This is a genomic window from Pseudomonas sp. AL10 (assembly GCF_029960685.1).
Lineage (GTDB): Bacteria > Pseudomonadota > Gammaproteobacteria > Pseudomonadales > Pseudomonadaceae > Aquipseudomonas > Aquipseudomonas lactis.
Window position 1 is genome coordinate 1 of sequence record NZ_JASBQZ010000091.1, and the last position, 825, is coordinate 825.

Below are 825 nucleotides of genomic sequence, written 5' to 3' on the forward strand. Positions count from 1 at the left end.
TTGCTGGTCAATTCGTGCACGGTTTGTTTCTCCTGTTCACTGGGTTGTTTGAAGGCGGCGCAGCCCGTGAGCAACGCGAGCGTCAAGCACACGAAAAGAAGCTGGGGGGCTTTAGGATGAAAGCGGCCATAAGAAAGCCGGTGGGCGCTATTCATTGATCGCTATCCCCTGGCAATGACCTTCGTTTTTCCAAGCTAGCAATGAACTCATCGAGGATGCGCTTGCTTTCGGCAGCGTCTTCGGCACTGGGCCCGCGAATGTTGGCCCAGGGGTCCGGCTTGGGCGCGACCGAGCCGTAGCGGATGCGTACGGATTTGAGGATCGCGTCCCACACGGCCATGGCTTCGTAGTCGGTGAGCGAGGGGTTGACGGGTTCCGGTGACGCGGGTCGTTGCCAGAGAGGCCGCTCGTAGCCTTTGTTGGCGAATTGGGGAAGGGTCCAGCGCACAAGATCCCTGGGTTTATCAGGATCTATGGCGGTACGCTTTTTTCCGCCTGCCGATAGGCGAATACTCATAGCTGGACGGCTTAGGGATGGGTTATCTCGATAGTTCTCGCTGACGAAAAGTATTTGACGATGTGTGTCATCACTGAAGCCGATCAAGGATTCTTCGGCTTGCATTCCGGCTAATGTGATTTTGCCTATACGCAGTTGTTCATAATCGCCTGCGAGGAATATTTTCCCGTCTTTTTGGGTTCGAACATGCAAACGTTCGCCATCATCAGGTGATAAGGCGTTGTAGTAGACGTTCAGCGATACGTCTGAAGCGGGGGGGCGAAAATAGAAACTGGCGATCTCATGGTCGTGATGACTGCGAATGACAA

1 protein-coding gene is annotated in these 825 nt (G+C 54.3%); it reads right to left on the reverse strand.

Annotated features, from left to right (window positions below):
• Window positions 1-151 precede the first annotated feature (151 nt).
• Window positions 152-825: T6SS immunity protein Tli4 family protein (locus QK296_RS28930; RefSeq protein WP_282392362.1), on the reverse strand; the 674-nt coding region annotated here is incomplete at its 5' end.